This is a genomic window from Frigoribacterium sp. PhB116, assembly GCF_004364285.1.
Taxonomy (GTDB): domain Bacteria; phylum Actinomycetota; class Actinomycetes; order Actinomycetales; family Microbacteriaceae; genus Frigoribacterium.
The window spans coordinates 364,636-382,218 of sequence record NZ_SOBE01000002.1 but is presented as its reverse complement, the minus strand read 5'-3'; the positions used below and the strand labels follow the sequence as shown (position 1 = coordinate 382,218).

Sequence of the window (17,583 nt, the reverse complement as noted above, 5' to 3'; positions counted from 1 at the left end):
GTATCGCTGCGCCCCGGTGCGAGACTTGGTGCATGCCCGTCGGATCCGTCACCCGCGGCACCACCGGCACCAACCGCCTCCGTCGGGTCGACCGGTGGATCGCCGCCCACCCGGCGCTGCGCCGCGCCGACGACCCGCTCGTCGTCGACCTGGGGTACGGGGCGAGCGCGACCACTCCCCTGGAGCTGCACCAGCGCCTCCTGCGGGCCCGTCCCGACGTCGAGGTCGTGGGCATCGAGATCGAGCCGGAGCGAGTGCGGCGGGCGCAGCCGTCGGCGCGGCCGGGCGTCAGCTTCCGGCTAGGCGGCTTCGAGGTGCCGCTCGACGGCGGCCGACGGCCCGCGGTCATCCGGGCGTTCAACGTGCTGCGCCAGTACGACGAGTCGCAGGTGGCCGCGTCGTGGGCGCTGATGACGTCGCGCCTGCAGCCGGGTGGCGTGCTCGTCGAGGGGACCTGCGACGAGATCGGCCGCGTCTCGAGCTGGGTCGACGTCGACGAGGAGGGGCCCCGCACGTTCACGATCTCGCTGCGGCTGGCCTCGCTCGAGCTGCCCTCGATCGTGGCCGAGCGGCTGCCGAAGGCGCTGATCCACCGCAACGTCCCTGGCGAGCGGGTGCACGACCTGCTCGTCGACCTCGACCGCGCGTGGGCCGTCGCGGCTCCGCTGTCGGTCTACGGGCCCGTGCAGCGCTGGGTCGCGACCGTCGAGGGGCTCCGGGCCGGCGGCTGGCCGGTGCTGCACGGCCGCACACGCTGGCGGCTCGGCGAGCTGACGCTGCCCTGGGACGCGGTGGCGCCGCGCACCTGAGGTCAGACGGACGCGAGCCGGCGCCGGGCCTCGGCGTGGTCGAGCCCGGTCGCCATCAGCAGGTCGATCACGAGCGGCCGCATCATCAGCACGACCATCGACTCGGTGACGGGTGACCCGGGGGCGACGACCGCGGGGTCGAGCCGGGCCGCCACCGCGCTGAGCGCGTCGCGGGCGACCGGCACCCGCTCGACGTCGTCCACGGACTCGCCCAGCACGGCCACGGCCCGGCCCGTGCTCTCGAGCACGTCGGCGAGGCCGAGGCGGTCCCGCCCGTCACCGACCGCGGTGTCGATGCGCCGGGCGATGACGCGGAGGTTGCGGACGGCCAGGTCGACGTCCTGGCGGAGCTCCTGCTGCTGCCGCAGGTACGGGAGGCGCGAGCGGAGGAACGGCGACAGCCGGGAGATCGAGACGGCCGACTCGAGCGTCGAGGCCCAGTCGTCGAGCAGGGGCTGGGTCGAGCGGAGGCGGCGCAGCGCCTCGTCGGCCCGGCGGACGTCGTCGGAGCGGAGGGCCTCGACCAGCGCGGCGAAGGCCGCGGCGAGCTCGGCGAAGAGCATCCGGGCGTCGAGGCGGACGAGGCGTATCGGGTCCCGCGGCACGATCGCGGTGACGGCCAGCGCCACAGCTCCCCCGACGGCGCCGTCGATGCTGCGGACGAACGGGCCGCCGTCGGGGTCGGGTAACAGCATGACGAGCATCGCCTGGGTCGCGGCCGCGGCGGCGAAGCCTGCGCTCGGTGACGCGAACCGCGCGACGGCGAGCACCACGAGCAGCACGACGGCCACCTGCCAGAGGCCCTTGCCGAGCGCGAGCAGCATCACCTCGCTCAGGGCGATGCCGATCAGGATCCCGACGGCGTTCTCGAGCACGACCTTCGGCCGGGCGTCCCGCGCGAGGCCCAGCGACGAGATGGTGATGGTGACGGCCAGGAGGGGCACGGCGTGGCCGAGGCCGTAGTGCGCGATCGAGTACGACGCGGTGACGGCCACGACGATCTGCACGATCGCGGGCAGCGCCGTGACCGTGCGCCGCGCCGAGGCCCGGACGTCGAGCCGCGCCACGACGGCTAGCGGCGGACGGCCCCCAGGCGCGGCAGCCGGGGCACCCCGGCTGAGGCGCCCGCGGAGGCCGGCACGATCGTCTGCGGGGAGGCGGCGACGACGATGTCGGAGGAGAGGACCGCGAGCGGCGCGGCCTCGTCGGTGGTGCGCTTGACCAGCGCGAGGGCGATCGGGCCGAGCTCGTGGTGCACGGCGGAGGAGGTGACGTGGCCGACCTCACGGGTCGTGTCGGCGGCGAGCACGACCGGGTCGCCGTGCGCGGGCAGCACGGAGTCGCTGCCGTCGAGGTGCAGCATCACGAGGCGCCGCGGCGGGTGCCCGATGTTGTGCACCTTGGCGACCGTCTCCTGGCCGCGGTAGCAGCCCTTGGCGAGGTGCACGGCGCTGCGCATCCAGTCGAGCTCGTGCGGGATGCTCCGCTCGTCGACCTCGGTCGTGAGGCGCGGGCGCCAGGCCTCGATGCGCAGGGCCTCGAGCGCGAGCGTGCCCGCGGCGGGCAGCGAGGAGGCGGCGAGCGCGTCGAGGTCGGAGCGCGCGACGAGCGTCTCGCGGGCCGTCCACTCGCGACCGGGGTGGGCCTCGGCGTCGGCGTACGAGTGGCCGCCGACGGCGACCTCGGACCACGGGTCGACCCAGACGACCGGGACGCCGGCGGGGGCGAGCACGGGGACCGGCAGCGCGACCTCGCCGAGCGAGCCGATCGTCGCGACGTCCGCGGTGCGGTCGGCCACCTCGACGCGGAGCATGAAGCGCATCCGGTCGAGCCAGGCGCGCAGGGGCTCCGCCTCGGGGAGGTCGACGAGCAGCCAGGTCGTCTCGCCGTCGTCGACGACCCGCGCCGCGTGCTCGAGGCGACCGTTGGCGTCGAGCAGGAGGGTCTCGGTCGAGTCGCCGGGGGCGAGGCCGGTGAGGCTCTGGCTCGTGAGCGAGTGCAGCCACGTGAGCCGGTCGGGGCCGGTGACCGTCAGGACTCCGCGGCTCGAGAGGTCGACGATCGCGGTGCCGGCGGCCAGGGCGCGCTGCTCGGCGACCGGGGTGCCGTAGTGCGCCGCGACGCCGGTGCCGTCGTCGACGAAGCCGTCGCGGCCGGAGAACGGCGAGACGACGGCGGGGACCTGGTCGGCGTCAGCCAACGCGGGCCAGCCGACCCGACGCGTGCGTGCGCAGTTCCTGGCCGAGGGCCGCGACGTCCCAGGCCCAGAGCAGGTCGTTCTCGACGAGGCCGTACATGCGGGTTGCCGCCGAGTACTCTTTCGCGTTGCTCGACCGGAGCACCGCGTCGGTCGACAGGTCGATGCGCGGGCCCTTCACGCGGCCGAGGTAGAGCTCGTTGACGCCGGTCGGGTGCACGAGCTGGACCTCGAGGCCGAACCCGTCGTCGGGTCGGCGGAGGATCTCGACGGTCTGCGCGGTCGAGTACGGCGCGACGCCCTGGCCGGGCAGCATGCCGGGGCCACGGTCGCCGACCTCGGCCGGCCGCTCGAGGCGCCAGAAGCCGGTCTCGCTCGCCAGCGGAGTGCGCTCGTCGTCGAGCTCCCACGAGAACGAGCTGTAGTTGAGCCACGGAGCGCCGTCGTGGCTGAAGCTGACGCGCTGTCCGAACTCGTGCGTGCGGCGCACGGCGGGCGGCTTGCCGTCGACGGGAGCGTCGGGGTCGCCGTCGCCGATCTTGTAGTCGACGACGCCGGTGCCCTCCCAGACGCCGATCAGCCACGACAGCGGGACGAGCTCGGCCGGCAGGTCGGTGGGGATGTCGATCACGGGTCTAGCGCTGTCCCTTGAACAGCTTGACCAGCACGACGACGGAGACGAACGCGATGGCGAGCGACGCGAGGCCGAGGAGCCCGATGTAGAAGATCTCGAGGGCGAGCAAGGAATCCATGCCCCGAGCCTACCCGGGGGGCGACGAGATGGACAGGCAGAGGAGGCGCGGTGCCCGCAGCGTCGAACGACCTGCGGTCAGCGCAGCAGCGCGACGATCCCCGTGGTGAGCGCCAGGAGCACGAGGCTGCCGCACAGCGCCAGCATCGTGCGCGAGACCAGCCCGTCCTTCTCGCTCGTCGCGAGCTGCAGGACGAACGTGAGGAGGATCGAGCCGCCCAGGGCGAGCGACAGCCACGTGTAGTGCTCGTCGCCGGTGGTGGTGGCCGCGATGACGACGCCGGCCACGAGGGCGAAGAGCCAGACGGGGACGATGGTCACCGGCTTGAGGCGCGCGAGGCGGCTCGCGGTGCTGTCGGGTGCTGTGCTCACTGGGGTCGTCCCTCGTTCGTGACCTGCCGCCCTGCTCTAGCATCGGGGTGGTCGGGGTGGTCCGGGCGGTCGTCGCCCTTGACCTAGGCTGTTCGACAGTACATTCACTGGAGGTCCGTGTGGCACAGCTGTTGGTCCTGACCTCTGCCGGCTCCTCCGACGTGCTCCCCGCGCTCGCCCTGCTGAGCCACCGTACGCGGCAGATCCCGGCCGAGCCCGCGCAGCTCGTCAACGCCCCGTCGAGCGACCTGATCTTCGTCGACGCCCGCGTCGACCTGGCCAGCGCCAAGTCGCTCTGCAAGATCCTCCGCACGACCGGCGTCACCGTGCCGCTCGTGCTGGTGCTGACCGAGGGCGGCCTCACGGCCGTGAACCACGAGTGGGGCGCCGACGACGTCGTCCTCGAGACCGCGGGCCCGGCCGAGGTCGACGCCCGGATCCGCCTCGTGGTCGGGCGCCTCGCGCAGTCGCAGACGGGCTCGAAGATCCACGCGTCCGGCGTGGTCATCGACGAGGCCAGCTACTCGGCCAAGGTCCACGGCCGGCCGCTCGACCTCACCTTCAAGGAGTTCGAGCTGCTCCGCTTCTTCGCCACGCACCCCTCCCGCGTCTTCACGCGCGAGCAGCTGCTGAGCGAGGTGTGGGGCTACGACTACTTCGGCGGCACGCGCACGGTCGACGTCCACGTACGTCGCCTCCGCGCGAAGCTCGGCGACCTCGAGTCGCTGATCGGCACGGTGCGCAACGTGGGCTACCGCTTCAACGTGTACGACGACGAGCCGGGCGCGGTCGTCCGATGACCTCCGAGCTCGATCCGGCCGAGCTCGACGCCGTGGGCCTCGAGGCGCTGGCGCGGGCGGCCCAGGTCGCCGACGGCAGCCCGCCGGTGAACGACCAGGCGCTCGTCGAGGTCCGCACGGGTGAGGCGGGGCTGCTCGGCGACGAGCACGCGGCCGCGGTGCTCCGACCCGGCGAGGTCGAGCTCGTGGTGCACCCCGACCACCGGCGACGCGGGCTCGGCTCGGCGCTCGCCCGCCGCGTCGTCGGCGAGACGACCGGCCCGCTCGCCTTCTGGGCTCACGGCGACCACCCCGGCGCCCGCGCCCTCGCCGCGCAGCTCGGGCTCGTCGAGACGCGGCGCCTGCTCCAGCAGCGCGCGCCGGTCGAGGGACGCACGCCGCGCCTCCGTGACGGCGACCGCATCGCCGCCTTCCGGCCCGGCGTCGACGATGAGGCCTGGCTCGACCTCAACGCCCGCGCGTTCGCCGACCACCCCGAGCAGGGCTCGCTGACCCAGGCCGACCTCGACGCCCGCAAGGCCGACGACTGGTTCGACGCCGGCGACCTGCTGCTGCTGTGGCGGGGCGACGAGCTGCTCGCCTCGTGTTGGCTCAAGCTCGAGGCCGACCAGCCGGGCGAGTTCTACGCCGTCGCCGTCAGCCCCGAGCACCAGGGCGAGCACCTGGGAGGCGCGGTGGTCGACGCCGGCCTCGCCCGCCTCCTCGACAGGGGCGTCGACACCGCTGCCCTCTACGTCGAGGGCGACAACGCCGCCGCGCTGCGGCTCTACGCGGCACGCGGGTTCGTCGACCATGCCGTCGACGTGCAGTACACGCTCTCGCGCTGACCCGTCGGATCGCGCACTCGGACGTACCCCGATGCGGGTGAACGGCGGGGTGAACTGCGCCACCTGCACAATTCTGTGCAACTTCGTGCGCACCGCGCAATAAACGCCGGTCACGCGCGCGATGCCCGTGGGTACGGGCCTCGACGACGCACCAGGTCGTTCGGTCGTCGAGATTAACACTGCGTGACCGACCCCCGATCGGGGGTCGTCGGCCCCTAGCTTCGATCTCGGCTCGCCGCGGCGGCGGGCCACCGATCACGCCCGGCCGACGCGGCCCGGGCGACCACACGGAAGACGACCCCGAGGAGCACCATGCCCAACTTGAACGTCACCTACGGCGACATGCGCGACGCGGCCACCCGCCTGACCAACGGCGAGGCCGACATCGAGTCGAAGCTCCGCGAGCTCAAGGCGCAGGTCGACAGCCTGATCAGCGGCGGCTACGTCACCGACCAGTCGTCGGTCGCCTTCGGCACCTCGTACCAGGAGTTCAACGACGGCGCCACGAAGACCATCCAGGGCCTCGAGGGCATGAGCTCGTACCTCAACAGCGCCGCCGAGGCGCTCGAGCAGACGGACTCCGAGCTGGCCAAGGCGCTCAAGTAGCGCGTCGCCGCGGTCCCGCCCCCGTCGCGGGGCGGGACCGCGGCGTTCCCCCTCGCCCCCACCTCCACCGCCCCACCTCCTTCGGCCTGCCCCACGAACGGACGCCCCATGCCTGACCTCATCGTCGACGGAGAAGCCCTCCGCACCTCGATCGACTCCCTCTCCCGCGTGCGCGACGAACTGGGGAACCAGATGTCGGGCCGGGACGAGAACCACGACATCTTCGGCCAGAAGGACCTGAACAAGGCGATGGGCGCCTTCAGCGGCGACTGGAAGATCCACCGCACCAAGATCAAGGACGACGTCTCGAAGCTGCACGACAAGCTCGTCGAGATGAGCGAGACCTGGGACGAGGCCGACGGCGAGATGGCGAAGAGCATCAGCACGGAGACCGTCTGATGGGCGCGCGTCCCGGCGAGTGGTCGCTGCTGCACGAGAACGGCGACCCGATGTCCGCCGACGTCGACCAGGTGAAGGTGCTCGCGGCCTTCTACGACGACATGGCCCGCACCATCCACGAGCAGGCCGACGTCCTCAAGCGCATCGGCGAGGGCGACGAGACGCACTTCAAGGGCCAGGGCGCCGACAAGGTGCGCGAGAAGAGCAAGGCCGTCGGCGCCTCGCTCGAGCAGATGTCCGGACGCTACGACGCCGTCCGTGACGCGCTGCGGTCGTACCTGCCCCAGCTCGAGCACGGCCTGGCCGAGTCGGCCTCGGCCCTGCAGGAGGCGGTGGCCGCCCGCGACTCGATGTCGCAGGCCACCGGGATGGCCGACCCCCGCGAGGACCGACCGAAGGACGCCCCGCCGCTCACCAGCGAGGAGGAGGGGGCCGGCCGCGCCAAGGACGCCGCGCTCGACTCGGCCCAGGGCGCCTCCGCCGCCGCGATCGCGCACCTCCGCCGTGCCCAGGCCGACCTCGACGCGGCCGGGCACGCCGCCTCCTCGACCATCAGGGGCGCCTGGAAGGACGGGCTGCACGACACGCTCGGCGACAAGATCCGCGCCTTCTTCAAGAAGTTCCTCGCGATCCTCATCAAGATCCTCACGTGGATCGGGATCGCCCTGGCCATCATCGCGATCATCATCCCGGGGCTCGGCTTCGTCAGCCTGATGGCGGCTGTGACCGCCGGCGTGGCGTTCGCCGCGACCATCGCGCAGGCGGCCATGGGCGACGCGTCGTGGGTCACGGTGCTGATGGCCGGCATCGGCATCCTGTCGCTCGGAGCAGGTGCGCTGATCACCAAGGCGACGAACGTCACCAAGGGCACGATGATCGCCGGGGGCGCCGCCCACACGGCGAAGATCACCAAGAACGCCCACGCGGCCATGGCGTTCACCGCCAACCAGGCGGTCAAGCGCAAGCAGATCTTCGACGACCTCCTGGCCGGCCGCGCCACGGTCGAGGCGACGGTGACGCGCCTCAAGGACCTCCCGGTGCGGATGAAGGAGATCCAGGCCTCGGCGGTCAAGCAGTTCAAGGCCGCCGACCTCGGGGAGGTCAAGCCGAACTGGTGGAACGTCGGCCGGACCGGGGACATCCTGAAGTTCGACAAGAAGGCGATCATGGACCAGTTCGGCGAGAAGGGCTGGTCGCTCGACAAGCTGATCGGGGTCGACGGGCTCAAGGGCCTGGCTGACATCGCGACCAAGGCCAAGGCCAGCGGCATCAGCCTCACCTCGATGCGCGTCCAGGAGCTCGTCTACTTCACGGGCGGCTCGAAGGTGTTCGGCTGGGGCAGCACCGCTTTCAGCCTCGGCGCGAACCCCACCGGCCTCGGTGAGGACCTCGCCCGCTGGACGGGCTGGGAGGACGCGAAGGCGAACTTCCCCGGCGGCACGCCCTCCGTCGCCGAGGCCGAGGCGGAGAAGCTGTGACCGGTGAGGCCCCGGCCCGCCCGACGGTCGTCGTCGACGTCGACCCGCCTGCCTGGCTGATCGTGCCGCCCGCCGACATGGCGTCCGGCCCTTGGCGGGAGGCGGCCGCGGCCCTCTTCGCGTTCTCGGACGAGGTGGACCGCACCGGCGGCGTCACGCCCCCCGTGCTCGACGTCGACGGTGCGCTCGACGGCCTGCTCGCGATGGCGGCCACGCTGGGCGAGACCTCCCGCCTCGCCGCCGGCTTCTCGGTGCCGGGCGCCTGGCCCCTGCCCGTGATCGTCGACGCGGGCCTGACCGGCGACGACGCCCCCGACCTGCTCGAGCTCGGCCGCGCCCGGGGCGGCTCCCCGCTCGAGGCGCCCCTGATCGACGAGCTGCCCGACGACGTCGGCCCCGGCGTCGTCGTGACCCGCTTCGACCTCGACCTCGAGGGCCGCGTCTGGGTCACCGTCACCGCCGCCGCGCGACGAGACGGCCTCGACGTGACCACCACGTGGCGCAGCACCGACCTCGGGCTCGTGCCGCTCCAGACGCCGGCCGTCGTCGAGCTGGCCGGACGAGTACGCCTCGTCGACCGGGCCGACGACCTGCAGGAGACGAGCCGATGACCACCGCGACCTCCCCCACGGCGGCGCCCGCCGCCTCCTTCGCCCTGGCCCTGCCCGTCGGCTGGGCCCGGCTGCCGGCACGTGCCGAGCAGACCGCCCAGCTCGCGCGCGAGGTCGACCGGATCGTGCGCGAGGCGCTGCCCGACGACCTGCCCCGCGACAGCGCGGAGCCGCTGCGACGCCAGCTGCGTCGCCGTCTGACGGACGCGGTCGAGGAGGCGGGGCGGGCCGGCGCGAACGCCGTCTACCTGCCCGCGTCGATCGACGGGTTCGCCCTGCCCGTCAGCCTCAGCGAGGCCGAGGTCGACGACGAGTCCGAGACCGAGCCGGTGCGCATCGTCGCCGACCTGCTGAGCGACGCCGGACAGCTCGACGGCCTCCGCGACGTCGACGGCGCCGCGGCCGCCCGGACGGTCGTCACGATCGCCTCCGACCAGGCCGAGGGCTCGTGGGAGCGCACCTGGTCGAGACGCGTCGTCTACATGATCTCGGTGCCGCACCGGCCGGGGAGGTGGGTCGTGCTGACCTGGTCGGCCGTCTACGGCGACGAGCCGAGCGAGCGCCTCGCCGACGCCCTCGTCGAGCTGTTCGACTCGATCATGACCACGTTCCGCTGGACCGACGTGCCGGGCGAGGACCCGACCGCGGTCGAGCTCGCCGTCGCGGCCGCCGAGGAGGCGCGGTGACGGTCGTCGGCGCGGTGACGCCCACGGCCCTCGCGGTCGACCTGCCCCCGATGCTCGAGCCGTTCGGCGACCTGGCCCTCACGGTCGCGGTGCTGCTCACGGTCGCGGTGCTCGCGTTCACGATCCCGGTCTGGGTCGCGTCGCGCCGGGTCGTCAAGGTCGAGGCCGTCGCCTGGGCCGACGACGTGCGCGGCGACCCCTCGGCGACCTGGGCCGCCGACCGCGCGCTGCGCGTGCTGCTCGCGTCGTGCGAGCGCGAGCACGTGGTGTTCCCCGGGCTCGCCCGCGTCGTGGTCGGCTCCGAGCGGATCGACGTCGACCTCGTCACGCCCACCGTCGCGCCGCCCGCCCCGTGGAGCACGAGCCGCGACGGCCGCCGCTGGTCGGCCCCCGTCGAGCTCGTGCAGCTCGAGGCGCTGCCGGCGCGGCGCCCCGAGGGCCTCGCGACGGTCGTCGCGCTCGGGTCGTCCGCCGAGGGCCGTGTGCTCGTCGGGCTGCACGCGCTGCACGGCGTCCTCGGGATCGACGGCGACCGGTCCGCCCGCCTGGCCGTCGCGCGCCGGATCGCCGACCAGCTCGCCACCTCGCCCTGGAGCCGGTCGACGGCGGTGCTGCGCGTCGGCGTCCGCGACGACGAGGTGGCGGCCGGTGCCCTGCTGTCGCTCGACGACGCCCTCGACGTCGTCGTGACGGGCGCCTCCTCGGGGGTGCTGTTCCTCTCGGAGGTGCCCTCGGCCTCGGCCTGGACCGCCCTCCGCTCCGCCCTCGAGCGACCCGAGAACGGCTGGGGGGTCGTGCTCCTCGCCCACCACGACCAGGTGCGCTGGCAGCTGACCGCGCGCCGCGACGGCACGCTGGTCGGCGACGCCGTCGGCGAGCTGCGCTGGGTCGACGTCGCGCTGAACGGCCACGACGCCGTGGCCGTGCCGGCCGGGCTGCCGCGGCCCGCCGCCGAGGGCGCTCCGTCGTCGCCGTCCGTGCCCTCCCTGCCGGTCGCCCCGGGGACGGCCCCGGCCGGCCGTCGGCGCGACGCGAGCAGAGGAGGCGCCGCCCGCCCGGGCGACGCCGTGGCGACCCGATGAGGGTCGTCCTCACCGTCTCCGACGACGTCGCCGGGACGCGCTCCGACCTCGTCGTCGACGCGCCCGGCGAGACGCCGCTCGCGCTCGTGCTCGACGCGATCGGCCGCGAGGTCGGCACCGTCTCGCGGATGCCCGAGGGGGTCGACGAGCAGGCGACCTTCGCGACGAGCGGCCTGCTCGACGGGGCGCTCCTGCACGTCGGCTCCGCGCCTCCCGGCCGTGCCGCCCCCGGCGTCGTCGACCTGCGCCTCGTCGGCGGCGTCGGGGCCGGCCGCTCCGCGCCGCTCGTCGTCGGCCGGACCCTCCTCGCCGTCGACCCGGACGGGCACCTGGTCACCGGCGTCGCCGACCTGCCCGCCGTCGCCGAGGTCGACGTCTCGTTCGACGCAGCCGTCCGCGTGCGTGCCGTGCTGCCCGAGGGCGTCGGCGGCGCGGCCGCCCCGGCCCTGCTCGAGGAGGAGCCGCTCGGGGACGAGTGGACGCCGTGGCCGCCCGAGGCCCGGCTGCGCCTCGGCGAGTCCGTGCTCGCCGCGCTGCCCGCGACCGTCCCGGACGTCGTGTTGCTGCGCGCGCCCGACTCGGGCTGGGTCGACTTCAACCGCCCGCCGCGCCTGCTGCCGCCGACGCCGCCGGTGAAGTACGTGATCCCCCGGGTGCCCGCCCCGCCTCAACGCTCGCCCCTGCCCTGGATCATGGCGGCCGTGCCGGCGGTCTTCGGGATCGTGATGGCCGTGGCGTTCCAGCACGCGTTCTACCTGATGTTCGCCTTCATGTCGCCGATCATGATGATCGGCACGACGGTCACGAACCGCCGCAACGGCAAGAAGAGCCACGGCAAGGCACTCGCCGAGCACCGCGAGCTCGTGGCGCGCATCGAGGGCTGGGTCGACGACTCGATCGACGCCGAGCGCGACCGTCGACGCACGCGAGCCGCCGACGCGGCCGAGCTGCGCACCGCGGCCCGCGTGCCCACGCACCGGCTCTGGGAACGCCGCCCGACCGACCCCGACCACCTGCACGTCCGCGTCGGCACGGCCGACCTGCCGAGCACGGTCGAGATCCAGGACGAGCGCTCGACCGACCAGCGGAGCACGGCCACCGGCACGACGCGGCAGGTGCCCGTCGTGCTGTCGCTGGCCCGCACCGGCGTGCTGGGCGTGGCCGGTGCCGGGAGCCGCCCGCGCCTCCTCGGCCGCTGGCTGGTGGGCCAGCTCGCCGTGGCGCAGAGCCCGCACGACGTGCGGCTCGTGGTGCTGACCTCGGTGGCGTCGCTGCCGGCGTGGGAGTGGACGACCTGGCTGCCGCACGCGCGCCCGGGCGACGGCGACGACGCCCTGGCGGCGATCGGCGCGGACGGCGAGACGATCGGCCGGCGCCTGGCCGAGCTCTCGCTCGTGCTGCAGGAGAGGCGGGCGGCGTCGACGGCGTCGCACTCCTCCCGCCCGGCCCGGTTCTCGCCCGAGTACGTCGTGGTGCTCGACGGCGCCCGACGCCTGCGCGCCATGCCCGGCGTGGTGGGGCTGCTGCGCGACGGTCCCGAGCACGGGATCCGCGTCGTCTGCCTCGACGCCGAGGAGTGGCAGCTGCCCGAGGAGTGCACGGCGACCGTCGTGCAGCACGCCGACACGCGGCTGACGGTGCGCGAGCAGGGCCGGGCCGACCTCGACGACGTGCTGGCCGACCTCGTCGTCGACGACTGGTACGACGACGTCGCGCGCGACCTGTCGCCGATCCGCGACCTCAGCTCGAGCGAGACCGCGGGCCTCGTGCCCGACTCGGCGGCGCTGCTGCCCGTCCTCGGCCTCGAGCACCCCACCGGCGAGCTGCTCGCCGAGCGCTGGCGGCGCGACGGCGGGGCCTCGACCTCGGCGGTCGTCGGGGTCTCGATCGACGGCCCGTTCTCGATCGACCTGGTCTCGGACGGCCCGCACGGCCTCGTCGCGGGCACCACCGGGTCGGGCAAGTCCGAGTTCCTCCAGACGCTCGTCGCGTCGCTGGCCGTCGAGAACCGGCCCGACGCCATGACGTTCGTGCTCGTCGACTACAAGGGAGGCGCGGCGTTCGCGGCCGTCGCCGACCTGCCGCACACGGTCGGCCTCGTCACCGACCTCGACAGCCACCTCGTCGAGCGGGCGCTGCGGTCGCTGCGGTCCGAGCTGACGCGGCGGGAGCACGTCCTGGCCGCCTCGGGCGCGAAGGACGTCGAGGACCACGACGAGCACCTGGCCCGAGGCGGGCTCGGCGAGCGCCTGCCGCGCCTCCTGATCGTCATCGACGAGTTCGCCGCCCTGGCGAAGGAGCTGCCCGACTTCGTCAGCGGGCTCGTCGGCATCGCCCAGCGCGGCCGGTCGCTCGGCGTGCACCTCATCCTCGCGACGCAGCGGCCGTCGGGCGTGATCAGTCCCGAGATCCGCGCGAACACGAACCTGCGGGTGGCCCTGCGCATGACCGACACGGGCGAGAGCTCGGACGTGATCGACGTGCCCGACGCGGCGCGCATCGCCAAGTCGCTGCCCGGCCGTGCCTACGCGCGCCTCGGGCACTCGTCGGTCGTGCCGTTCCAGTCGGCCCGCGTCGGCGGCCGGAGTGCCCTCGACAGCGACGGCACGACGGCTCCCCCGTTCGTCCGCCTCTTCGACTGGCGCGACGCCGCCCTCGCCCTGCCGACCCGGCCCGCCACCGGGGCGACCGCGGTCGAGACCGACCTGACCGTGCTCGTCGGGGCCCTGCGCCGGGCCACGGAGCTGTCGGGCCTCGGTCGTCAGCGCAGCCCGTGGCTGCCGCCCCTCGAGGCCGTCGTGCCGCTCGACCTGGTCCCGCCGGAGGCGCGGGCCGGCCAGGGCGCGCCCCTCGCCTTCCGCTGGGGCACCGAGGACCTGCCCGACCGGCAGGAGCAGCGCGCCGCCACGATCGACCTCGACCAGCTCGGGCACCTCTACGTCGTCGGCGCCCCCGGTTCCGGTCGCTCGCAGGCGCTGCGGAGCATCGCTGCGGCGGCCGCCTCCGCGGTGTCGAGCGACGACCTGCACCTCTACGGCCTCGACTGCGGCAACGGCGGCATCACGTCGCTGTCGGGGTTCCCGCACACGGGCGCGATCGCGCAGCGCACCCAGCTCGAGCGGTCGACCCGGCTGATCGACCGCCTCGTCGCCGAGATGGGGAGGCGGCACGAGGTGATCGGGACCGCCGGCGTCGCCAACATCGCCGAGCAGCGGGCCACGGCCGCACCCGGGGACCGGCTGCCCCACGTGCTCGTGCTGATCGACCGGTGGGAGAACTTCGTCGGCACCCTCGGCGAGCTCGACGGCGGGCGGCTGACCGACTCGGTGCAGGCCATGCTCCGCGACGGGGCCGGTGCGGGCCTGCACCTCGTCATCTCGGGCGACCGGTCGCTGTTGACCAGCCGGATGGCGGTGCTCACCGACGACAAGGTCGTGCTGCGGCTCACCGACCGGCTCGACTACAGCCTCGCCACGATCGACCACAAGACGCTGCCCGCCGAGATCGGCCCGGGCCGGGGCTTCCGCTCCGGCAGCGGCGTCGAGGTGCAGGTCGGCGTGCTCGGCGACGACGTCAGCGGCCAGGCCCAGGTGGCCGCCGTGCGCGCGCTGGCCGAGCGCCTGCAGGCGGTCGAGCCGCGGGGACTCCGCCGCACCTCCCCCCTGCGGGTGGACGACCTGCCGAGCCAGCTCGACCTCGACGCGGCGCTCGAGCTGGCCGGTGCCGACGCCAGCCGCCCCCTCTGGGCCCTCGTCGGCGTGGGCGGCGACGAGATGACGGCGCAGGGCATCGACCTCGAGGCGGACGCCCCGACCTTCGTCGTGGCCGGCCCGTCGCGGAGCGGCCGCAGCACGATGCTGCTCACCATCGCCGAGTCGCTGCTGCGGGCCGGCACCGAGATCGTCGTCGCAGCCCCGCGCCCCTCGCCCCTCCGCGGGCTGGCCGGGCACCCCGGCGTCCGGGGCGTGCTGACCGGCTCGGACCTCGTCGAGGACGACCTCGCGCCCCTGCTCGCGCCCGACGGCAGGCCGGTGGCGCTGATCGTCGACGACGGCGAGCTGCTGCTCGACGTCAGCGCGAAGCAGTGGCTCCGCGCGTTCGTGCAGTCGGCGGCCGACCACCGCCGGGCGCTCGTGCTCGGCGGCAACGCGAACGGCCTCTGCGCGGGCTTCTCCGGCTGGCAGGTCGAGGCGAAGAAGAACCGCCGCGGGGCGCTGCTCAGCCCGCAGGCGACCCTCGACGGCGACCTGGTCGGCGTCCGGGTGACACGGTCGATGGTGTCGTCGCGAGTCGTCCCCGGGCGGGCGCTGGTGCACCTCGGCAGCGGCGAGCCCCTCACCGTGCAGGTGCCCGTGGCGCCGACGAGGGCGGCGGTAGTGTTGGCCGGTCACGACTGACCAGGGGGACCAGATGAGCGACGACGCACTGCCGCAGGCCGCGGGCCAGACCGCACCGGGGGCGAGCGGAAGGCCGTCGCCGGGACCGCACGAGCCGTCGCCGTCCCCCTCGCCGTCGCCGTCGCCGTCGCCGAGCGGGCGTCGCGGCTGGAGCCGTCGTCGCACGCTGCTGGTCGGCGGGGCCGCCGTGCTCTTTGCGCTCGGCGTCGCCGCCGCCGTCGTGGTGGGCCGCACGGCCGCCACGCACCAGCCGCAGGCCGCCGTCATGGCCTACCTCGACGCGGTGCAGCAGGGCGACGTCGAGCAGGCGATGTCGCTCGACGGCACCGAGGTCGGCGACGGCGACGTGCTCCTCACGAACGACGCCTACGCGGGCGTCACCGACGGGGTCACGGGCTGGCGCGTGACCGGCTCGCGCGTCGACGGCGACACGGCCGCCGTCTACGCCGTCGTCCAGCAGGGCGGCGAGGCGGGCGCCGTGTACGACCAGCAGTTCACGCTCGAGAAGGACGGCACCGACCTCCTCATCTTCGACCGTTGGACGCTCACGCCCGTCGAGCTCGGCACCCTCACCGTCCAGGTCGGCGCGCCCGACGCCGCCGTCGTGACGGCGGCCGGCGTCGAGGTGCCCCACGCCGGAGCCGAGGGCGACACGGTCGAGCTGCGGGCGTTCCCCGGCAGCTACCCCGCCACGCTCGACGGGGCGGGCGCCTACGCGGCGGACGACGTCGTCGGGATCGCGACCGGCGCCTCCTCGCCCGGCAGCCCCGCCACGCTCGTCGCGACGCTGACCGACACGGGCCAGGCGTCGGCACGCGCCGCCGTCGACGCGTGGCTCGCCGCGTGCGTCGCCAGTCCCGACCTCAAGCCCGCCGGCTGCAGCTTCCAGATCCTCAACGAGCCGACCGGCTACACGCTGACCGACCAGAAGTGGACGCTCGAGACGACGCCCGTCTACGAGATCGGCGACTGGACGAGCCAGGGCTGGCAGGTCGAGGCCACGACGGAGGGGTCGGCCGTCTTCACCTCGACGGTCAGCGACGGCGCGGGCTCCACCGGCACCTTCAACTCGGTGGGCTCCGTGCGGGTCCCCGTCCAGGGGGTCATCCCGGACGTGACGGACGAGGGCGCGACCTTCACGTCGACGCTGCTGCAGTACTGACGGCAGGAGCCCCGCTGCGCCCTCGGGGCGTGGACCGGGGTACGCGTCGGGGTACGAGGACGCCTGTCGACGGCCTACTCGGAGGTGCACCCCGACCTGGCACGCCGCTCACAGCCTGAGGGAGTGGATTGTCGTCATCGGATCGTCCACGACCTGCAGGAGAACACCATGAACCCCGTCAAATTCATCTCGGACCTCGGCGTCAAGAGCGAGCACGCCTACTGGGGCGGATTCGCCTCCATCGTCATCGCGCTCGTCGCCTGGCTGGCGTCGCAGGGCAAGGACTCGAACGACAAGGCGCAGTCAGACCGCTGGGGCATCTTCATCGGCCACTGGGCGCCCACGTTCTTCGCCCTCGGCATCGCCCTGAAGCAGGAAGAGAAGTAGGCAGCTCTCCCCTCTCGTCCCCCCGGACGACGGCGCCGCGGCGACGTCATCCGGGGGGACGACTCGTTCGCGGCGAGGCTCCGCGACGCTGGTGACGCGTGCTGGTCGAGCAGCGGTTCGTGCCGATCTTCTGTTTCCTCTTCGGCCTGAGCGCCCAGCTCATCGTGCTGTCCGCCCTGCTCGGACTCGGCGTGCTGCACGCGCTCGTGCTCCCCGGGGACGTGCTGCGCGAGTACGCCGTCGCCGGCCTCGTCCTGCTCCCGGTCGTGCTGCTCGCCCCTCGCTGGCTGACCGAGGCGCTGGGCGCCGGGCTCACGATCGTCGCGTTCGCCGTCCTCGGCGGAGGCGTCGTGACGGTCCCCGGAGGCCGGGGCCGTTCAGGGGCGACGGGCGCCGGCGATCAGCACCGCGGCGAGGTCCCGCGCCGTCTCGACCGGCCTGGGGAAGGTCGCCATCCCGAGCGTGACGAGGGCGCCCTCGTGCAGCAGCATCAGCTGCCGCGCGAGGGCGCCGTCGTCGTCCCGCCCGAGCCCCGCCTCCGCGAGGAGGTCGGCGACCAGGGCGAGCATCCAGCGCTTCTGCCGGGTGAGCTCGGGCAGCACCGGCCCGCCGTCGTCCGGGCCGCCCACCTCCGCGCGCGCGTTGATCACGCCGCAGCCCTTGGGCGAGTTGTCGGCGGCCCAGGTGAGCGTCGCGTCGAAGACCGCGAGCACCCGCTCGGGGCCGGGCTCGGGCGTGCGGGCCAGCTCGGCGGCGAGGTGGGCGCGCCATCTCGCGTCGCGGTGCTGCAGGTACGAGACGACCAGCGCCTCCTTCGAGCCGAAGCGGTCGTAGAGGGTCTTCTTCGTGACGCCGGCCGCCTCGGCGATCGTGTCGACGCCGACGGCGTGGACGCCGCGGTCGTAGAAGAGGCCGGAGGCGGCGTCGAGGAGGCGGCGCGCACCGGGCGTGAGGGAGGGCAGCTCGGGCGCGGTGAGATCGACCATGTCCTCGACTATACCCACCTGTATAGTCAGCGG

Annotated in this window: 17 protein-coding genes; 12 read left to right on the top strand and 5 right to left on the bottom strand. The window is 74.2% G+C overall.

The genetic code is table 11. The features are described from left to right. The first annotated feature begins 32 nt into the window (after positions 1-32). On the top strand, positions 33-809 hold the full coding sequence (locus tag EDF20_RS08245; protein WP_123547857.1) for a class I SAM-dependent methyltransferase: 777 nt from the start codon (positions 33-35) through the stop codon (positions 807-809). Between the two features lie 2 nt (positions 810-811). Here EDF20_RS08245 and EDF20_RS08240 read toward each other — a convergent pair whose 3' ends face one another. From EDF20_RS08240 to EDF20_RS08225, 4 genes are all read right to left on the bottom strand, one after another. Continuing rightward, the gene (locus EDF20_RS08240) at positions 812-1,876 is read right to left on the bottom strand and encodes an FUSC family protein (protein ID WP_123547856.1); all 1,065 of its coding nucleotides are present in this window, start codon (positions 1,874-1,876) and stop codon (positions 812-814) included. Positions 1,877-1,881: 5 nt separating this feature from the next. Next, positions 1,882-3,009 carry a glycine cleavage T C-terminal barrel domain-containing protein gene (locus EDF20_RS08235; RefSeq protein ID WP_133738339.1) on the bottom strand — a complete coding sequence of 376 codons (1,128 nt, stop codon included), beginning with the start codon at positions 3,007-3,009 and terminating at the stop codon, positions 1,882-1,884. Then, the gene (locus EDF20_RS08230) at positions 3,002-3,637 is read right to left on the bottom strand and encodes an FABP family protein (RefSeq protein ID WP_123547854.1); all 636 of its coding nucleotides are present in this window, start codon (positions 3,635-3,637) and stop codon (positions 3,002-3,004) included. The genes EDF20_RS08235 and EDF20_RS08230 overlap by 8 nt, the downstream gene beginning before the upstream one ends. A 198-nt stretch (positions 3,638-3,835) precedes the next feature. Beyond that, a complete protein-coding gene (locus EDF20_RS08225) occupies positions 3,836-4,129 on the bottom strand; it encodes a hypothetical protein (protein WP_133738338.1) in 294 nt (97 codons plus the stop codon). A 119-nt stretch (positions 4,130-4,248) separates the two neighbouring features. Between EDF20_RS08225 and EDF20_RS08220 the strand changes: the two genes are divergently transcribed. From EDF20_RS08220 to EDF20_RS08165, 11 genes are all read left to right on the top strand, one after another. Next, positions 4,249-4,929, top strand: coding sequence for a response regulator transcription factor (locus tag EDF20_RS08220; protein ID WP_123547852.1), 681 nt, complete (start codon positions 4,249-4,251; stop codon positions 4,927-4,929). Beyond that, positions 4,926-5,756, top strand: coding sequence for a mycothiol synthase (gene mshD, locus EDF20_RS08215; RefSeq protein ID WP_133738337.1), 831 nt, complete (start codon positions 4,926-4,928; stop codon positions 5,754-5,756). The genes EDF20_RS08220 and mshD overlap by 4 nt, the downstream gene beginning before the upstream one ends. 312 nt (positions 5,757-6,068) lie before the next feature. Next, positions 6,069-6,362 carry a WXG100 family type VII secretion target gene (locus EDF20_RS08210; RefSeq protein WP_133738336.1) on the top strand — a complete coding sequence of 98 codons (294 nt, stop codon included), beginning with the start codon at positions 6,069-6,071 and terminating at the stop codon, positions 6,360-6,362. Between the two features lie 108 nt (positions 6,363-6,470). Continuing rightward, positions 6,471-6,761 (top strand): hypothetical protein, encoded by a 291-nt coding sequence (locus EDF20_RS08205; protein WP_133738335.1) that lies wholly within the window; start codon positions 6,471-6,473, stop codon positions 6,759-6,761. Next, the gene (locus EDF20_RS08200) at positions 6,761-8,239 is read left to right on the top strand and encodes a hypothetical protein (RefSeq protein WP_133738334.1); all 1,479 of its coding nucleotides are present in this window, start codon (positions 6,761-6,763) and stop codon (positions 8,237-8,239) included. The genes EDF20_RS08205 and EDF20_RS08200 overlap by 1 nt, the downstream gene beginning before the upstream one ends. Beyond that, the gene (locus EDF20_RS08195; protein WP_123547847.1) at positions 8,236-8,850 is read left to right on the top strand and encodes a hypothetical protein; all 615 of its coding nucleotides are present in this window, start codon (positions 8,236-8,238) and stop codon (positions 8,848-8,850) included. Before EDF20_RS08200 ends, EDF20_RS08195 begins: the two co-directional genes overlap by 4 nt. Continuing rightward, complete coding sequence (locus EDF20_RS08190) at positions 8,847-9,536, top strand: hypothetical protein (protein ID WP_133738333.1); 690 nt, start codon at positions 8,847-8,849, stop codon at positions 9,534-9,536. The genes EDF20_RS08195 and EDF20_RS08190 overlap by 4 nt, the downstream gene beginning before the upstream one ends. Beyond that, positions 9,533-10,618 (top strand): hypothetical protein, encoded by a 1,086-nt coding sequence (locus EDF20_RS08185; RefSeq protein ID WP_133738332.1) that lies wholly within the window; start codon positions 9,533-9,535, stop codon positions 10,616-10,618. The genes EDF20_RS08190 and EDF20_RS08185 overlap by 4 nt, the downstream gene beginning before the upstream one ends. Continuing rightward, the gene (locus tag EDF20_RS15690) at positions 10,615-15,015 is read left to right on the top strand and encodes an FtsK/SpoIIIE domain-containing protein (protein WP_158614665.1); all 4,401 of its coding nucleotides are present in this window, start codon (positions 10,615-10,617) and stop codon (positions 15,013-15,015) included. Before EDF20_RS08185 ends, EDF20_RS15690 begins: the two co-directional genes overlap by 4 nt. 13 nt (positions 15,016-15,028) lie before the next feature. Then, positions 15,029-16,177 (top strand): hypothetical protein, encoded by a 1,149-nt coding sequence (locus tag EDF20_RS08170; RefSeq protein ID WP_133738331.1) that lies wholly within the window; start codon positions 15,029-15,031, stop codon positions 16,175-16,177. 168 nt (positions 16,178-16,345) lie between these two features. Continuing rightward, the gene (locus EDF20_RS08165; RefSeq protein ID WP_123547843.1) at positions 16,346-16,564 is read left to right on the top strand and encodes a hypothetical protein; all 219 of its coding nucleotides are present in this window, start codon (positions 16,346-16,348) and stop codon (positions 16,562-16,564) included. Between the two features lie 377 nt (positions 16,565-16,941). Here EDF20_RS08165 and EDF20_RS08160 read toward each other — a convergent pair whose 3' ends face one another. Then, a complete protein-coding gene (locus EDF20_RS08160; RefSeq protein WP_133738330.1) occupies positions 16,942-17,550 on the bottom strand; it encodes a TetR/AcrR family transcriptional regulator in 609 nt (202 codons plus the stop codon). Positions 17,551-17,583 lie beyond the last annotated feature (33 nt).

Coding starts and splice junctions, on each gene's coding strand:
- EDF20_RS08170 (WP_133738331.1), top strand. CDS start 15,029: ATGAGCGACGACGCACTGCCGCAGGCCGCGGGCCAGACCGCACCGGGG.
- EDF20_RS08205 (WP_133738335.1), top strand. CDS start 6,471: ATGCCTGACCTCATCGTCGACGGAGAAGCCCTCCGCACCTCGATCGAC.
- EDF20_RS08210 (WP_133738336.1), top strand. CDS start 6,069: ATGCCCAACTTGAACGTCACCTACGGCGACATGCGCGACGCGGCCACC.
- EDF20_RS08165 (WP_123547843.1), top strand. CDS start 16,346: ATGAACCCCGTCAAATTCATCTCGGACCTCGGCGTCAAGAGCGAGCAC.
- EDF20_RS15690 (WP_158614665.1), top strand. CDS start 10,615: ATGAGGGTCGTCCTCACCGTCTCCGACGACGTCGCCGGGACGCGCTCC.
- EDF20_RS08160 (WP_133738330.1), bottom strand. CDS start 17,550: ATGGTCGATCTCACCGCGCCCGAGCTGCCCTCCCTCACGCCCGGTGCG.
- EDF20_RS08200 (WP_133738334.1), top strand. CDS start 6,761: ATGGGCGCGCGTCCCGGCGAGTGGTCGCTGCTGCACGAGAACGGCGAC.
- EDF20_RS08245 (WP_123547857.1), top strand. CDS start 33: ATGCCCGTCGGATCCGTCACCCGCGGCACCACCGGCACCAACCGCCTC.
- EDF20_RS08190 (WP_133738333.1), top strand. CDS start 8,847: ATGACCACCGCGACCTCCCCCACGGCGGCGCCCGCCGCCTCCTTCGCC.
- mshD (WP_133738337.1), top strand. CDS start 4,926: ATGACCTCCGAGCTCGATCCGGCCGAGCTCGACGCCGTGGGCCTCGAG.